Source organism: Mesorhizobium sp. M1A.F.Ca.IN.020.03.2.1, from assembly GCF_004023205.1.
In the GTDB taxonomy this organism is placed as follows: Bacteria; Pseudomonadota; Alphaproteobacteria; order Rhizobiales; family Rhizobiaceae; genus Mesorhizobium.
In genome coordinates this window covers 16,305-20,299 of sequence record NZ_RZSV01000099.1, presented here as the reverse complement: position 1 = coordinate 20,299, position 3,995 = coordinate 16,305, and the positions used below count along the sequence as shown (strand labels likewise).

Here is a 3,995-nt window from a genome sequence, read left to right as displayed (position 1 = left end):
CGACGAGACCGTCGGCGGCAAGCTTTGCCAGCGCCTCGCGAATGACGGTGCGGCTGACGCCGAAGGTTTCCGTGAGCTGTCCTTCGGTCGGCAGCTTGTGCCCGGGCGGGATCTCGCCCGCCAACAGCTGCTTGCGGATCGCCGCGACCACCGTTTCCGACAGCTTCGGCTTCCGTTCGACCCTGAGATCCGTCGTGGGCCCGGCCACCGTCGCACTCCTCTATCTGAACGCCCTATTTGAGGACGCCTACTTGAAGACACTTGGCAACCACAGCGAGATCGCGGGAATATACGTCACCAGCGCCAGAACCACGATACCCGCGCCGTAGAATGACCAGATCGAGCGCATCGCTTCCCAGACCGTGATCTTGCCGACCATGTTCGACGAAGACGTCCGATTGGATGATGCGGAACTTCATGCCTCTCAAATCCTGGCGACCGGCTCAGAGCCGGTACGCCTTCTTGGCAAGCGTGTAGGCAAGCTCGCGCGCCAGCTCATACGCTTCCTCCTCGCGAAGCCGATGTTCGGCGACGAGCCGCGCCAGGAAGGCGCAGTCGACACGCCGCGCGACGTCGTGGCGCGCCGGGATCGATGGAAAGGCGCGCGTGTCGTCGTTGAAGCCGACCGTATTGTAGAAGCCCGCCGTCTCGGTGGTCATCTCGCGGAAGCGGCGCATGCCTTCCGGGCTGTCGTGGAACCACCAGGCCGGCCCAAGCTTCAGCGCCGGATAGACGCCGGCGAGCGGCGCCAACTCGCGCCCATAGCTCGTCTCGACGAGCGTGAACAGGATGATCGTCAGGTCTCGCTCCAGCCCGACGCAGTCGAGCAGCGGCTTCAGCGCCGTCACATAATCGGTCCGGGTCGGGATATCGAAGCCCTTGTCTCGGCCGAATTTCTGGAAAACAGCCGGCGAATGATTGCGCCACGACCCGGGATGGATCTGCATCACCAGCCCGTCGTCGCGGCTCATCTTGGCCATCTCGGTCAGCATCTGGGCACGAAACAGTTTTCGCTCGCGCTCGTCCTCCGAGCCGCGGCGGATGCTGTCGAACAGCTCCTGCGCCGCGGTGTCGGAAAGATTGGCGGTGTCGGCGGTCGGATGGCCGTGATCGGACGAGGTGGCGCCGAATTCCTTGAAATAGGCGCGGCGTTTTCGGTGCGCCTCGAGATAGCCGGCCCATGTGCCGGTGTCGCATCCGGTGATTTCGCCCAGGCGATCGAGATTGGCCAGGAAACCTTCGAAGTCGGGATCGACCACGGCGTCCGGCCGATAGGCGGTAACGACACGGCCCTGCCAACCGCTGTCACGGATCATGCGATGCCATTTGAGATCGTCGAGCGCGCCTTCGGTGGTGGCGATCACCTCGATGTTGAACCGCTCGAACAGCGCCCGCGGCCGATAGTCGACGCGCTGAAGCAGCGCCGCGATCGTGTCATAGCACCGATCAGCGGTGCTGGCGTTGAGCGGTTCGTCGATGCCGAACAGGTGCTCGAACACATGGTCGAGCCAGAGCCGGGTCGGCGTGCCGCGGAAGAGATAGTAATGCTCGGCAAAGCGCCGCCAGATCGTTCTGCCGTCGGTCTCGACCGGCGCTCCGTCGAGCGTCGGCACGCCGAGCTTTTCCAGCGGCACGCCCTGGCTGAACAGCATGCGGAAAATGTAGTGGTCCGGGACGATCAGGAGCTGCGCGGGGTCGGGAAAGGGCTCGTTGAGCGCATACCAGCGCGGGTCCGTGTGGCCATGCGGGCTGACGATCGGCAGGTCCTTGACCCCTGCATGAAGGGCGCGAGCCAGCGTTCGCGTTTCCGGCGCGAACAACAGGTCCGGATCAGTCAATGCAGCCACTTCGCTCCTCCCAGGCTGCCCCATTGGTGGATTAGCAAACACATTGCCAACATACAAAAACCAGCCAGTTGTATGATGACTTTTGCATAAGGCCCGGCCATTGTACCGGGCAGCGGCGGGGGCTACGCCGCTGCCGCCATTCCTGCCAGGCTCGACGCGCCGATCGGAGACTTCAAACCCAATGAACAGCCGTCTGTCGAACGCCTCGATCGCGCAGCTGCCGGGCGCAATCGCCGTACCCCGCTACGATCGCGGCGCCGTGACGCCCGGCATCGTCCATCTCGGCGTCGGCGCCTTCCATCGCGCTCATCAGGCGGCCTATGTCGACGCCTGCCTGGCGGATGGCGATACGGGTTGGGGCATCATTGGCGTCTCGCTGCGCAGTCCCGATACACGCGATGCGCTGTCGCCGCAGGACGGGCTTTACACACTGGCGGTGAGGGAAAGCGCCGGCGAGCAGTTGCAGATCATCGGCTCGATCCTGTCGTTGCTGGTGGCGCCCGAAGATCCGGACGCTGTGCTTACCGCGCTCACCGATCCGCGCACCCGCATCGTCACGCTGACCATCACCGAAAAGGCCTATCTAAGGGCCGCCGACGGCAGGCTCGACGAAACTCATCCCGACATCGTCCACGATCTGGGAAACCCTGGATCGCCGAAGACGGCGCATGGTTTCCTGGCCGAGGCGCTTGCGCGCCGCCGCGCCGCCGGCACGCCGCCCTTCACGGTGCTGTGCTGCGACAACCTTCCGGCCAACGGCGCCACGCTGCACCGCCTGCTGATCGAGTTCGCGAAACTGCGCGACTTACGGCTCGCTCGACAGGGCGATGCCGGGCTCGCTCGACAGGGCGATGCCGGGCTCGCTCGACAGGGCGATGCCGAACTCGCCAGCCATGTCGCCAACGAAGTGGCCTTCCCGTCTTCCATGGTCGACCGCATCGTGCCTGCGACCACCGACGCCGACCGGGCGCGCATCGCCGGCGAGCTTGGTCTCGAGGATGCCTGGCCGGTGATGACCGAGCCGTTCCGGCAATGGGTGATTGAGGATCGTTTCCCCACCGGGCGGCCGGCCTGGGAGAAATTCGGCGTCACCATGGTCGAGGATGTCGGTCCCTTCGAGGACATGAAGCTGAGGCTGCTCAACGGCGCGCATTCCGGCATCGCCTATCTTGGCCTGCTCAGCGGCCACGCCACCGTCGACCGCGCCTTCGCCGACCCGTCGATCCGACGGTTTGTCGACGCATTGTGGGCCGAAGCCGTGCCGACGCTGCCCCAGGATGCAGGTCTCGATACGGCCGCCTACACGGCCGAGCTCGCCCAGCGCTTCTCCAACACCGCGCTTGCCCATCGCACGGCGCAGATCGCCAATGACGGCAGCCAGAAACTGCCGCAGCGCATCGTCGCGTCAGCCATCGAATGCCTCGAAGCCGGGACCGAGTTCGTACACCTGACGCTGGTGGTCGCCGCCTGGATCGCCGCATGCGCCGCGCGCGGTGGCAGCTTGCCGGAGGGCCATTTCACCGATCCACTCGATACCGCCCTCAGCGACATCTTCGCCCGGATTCTGCCGACGGCGGAGATGACGGAGGCCGTGTTCGACCTCGCCGGCTTTGCCAAAGCTCATCCGGAGCGACAGAAGTTGATCGAGTCTGTCGCCACTCATCTCGTCCATTTCAAGCAAGGCGGTCCGAAGCTGGCTCTCGCGGCGATCGGCATCGGCAAAGAACCGCCCCAGCTGGCCGAGTAGCGCGTCTGTACCGACTACTCGCCCGACCGTTCACGACCTGCCGTGTGGCATAGTCGGCCCCCGTTCGAGTTTCAGAACAGGCGCACTGCCTTGCTGACGAGATTAGAGCGGCTCGCCGTTTGCATGAAACGGCACGACACCCTGACAAGCAGGGCGGACCGTCTCCCAAACGAGAAAACGAGAAAACGGGGCAAACAAAAAAGCGGGGCAAGCCCCGGGGCAAGCCCGCTCTCTTTCAGTCCATCGTAAGAGGCCGCCGTCAGGCCGGCAGCAGCGCGCCTTCCAACGTGGTGAGCTGGCTGAGAAACTGCTCGGCCTTGCTGCGGGCCTCGTCGTCCTTGGCGTCGGCGGCGTCTTCCCTGGCTTCCTGGATGCGGCGGGCGAGGTCAGCGCGGTCGATG

General features: G+C 65.0%; 4 protein-coding genes and 1 pseudogene. 1 reads left to right on the top strand and 4 read right to left on the bottom strand.

From position 1 onward, the window contains the following. From EOA79_RS17210 to uxaC, 3 genes are all read right to left on the bottom strand, one after another. On the bottom strand, positions 1 to 208 hold a 208-nt coding region (locus EOA79_RS17210), incomplete at its 3' end, for a GntR family transcriptional regulator (protein ID WP_164893873.1). 39 nt (positions 209 to 247) lie between these two features. Next, on the bottom strand, positions 248 to 379 hold the full coding sequence (locus tag EOA79_RS34110) for a hypothetical protein (protein ID WP_278121659.1): 132 nt from the start codon (positions 377 to 379) through the stop codon (positions 248 to 250). A gap of 64 nt (positions 380 to 443) precedes the next feature. Further along, complete coding sequence (gene uxaC / locus EOA79_RS17205) at positions 444 to 1,847, bottom strand: glucuronate isomerase (protein WP_095824152.1); 1,404 nt, start codon at positions 1,845 to 1,847, stop codon at positions 444 to 446. A 181-nt stretch (positions 1,848 to 2,028) separates the two neighbouring features. On the opposite strand from uxaC, the gene EOA79_RS17200 reads away from it, so the two are divergent. Next, positions 2,029 to 3,594, top strand: coding sequence for a mannitol dehydrogenase family protein (locus EOA79_RS17200; protein ID WP_095824153.1), 1,566 nt, complete (start codon positions 2,029 to 2,031; stop codon positions 3,592 to 3,594). Between the two features lie 259 nt (positions 3,595 to 3,853). Here the strand turns inward: EOA79_RS17200 and EOA79_RS33605 are convergent. Beyond that, positions 3,854 to 3,995, bottom strand: a pseudogene (locus tag EOA79_RS33605) (F0F1 ATP synthase subunit epsilon); the annotation flags it as partial.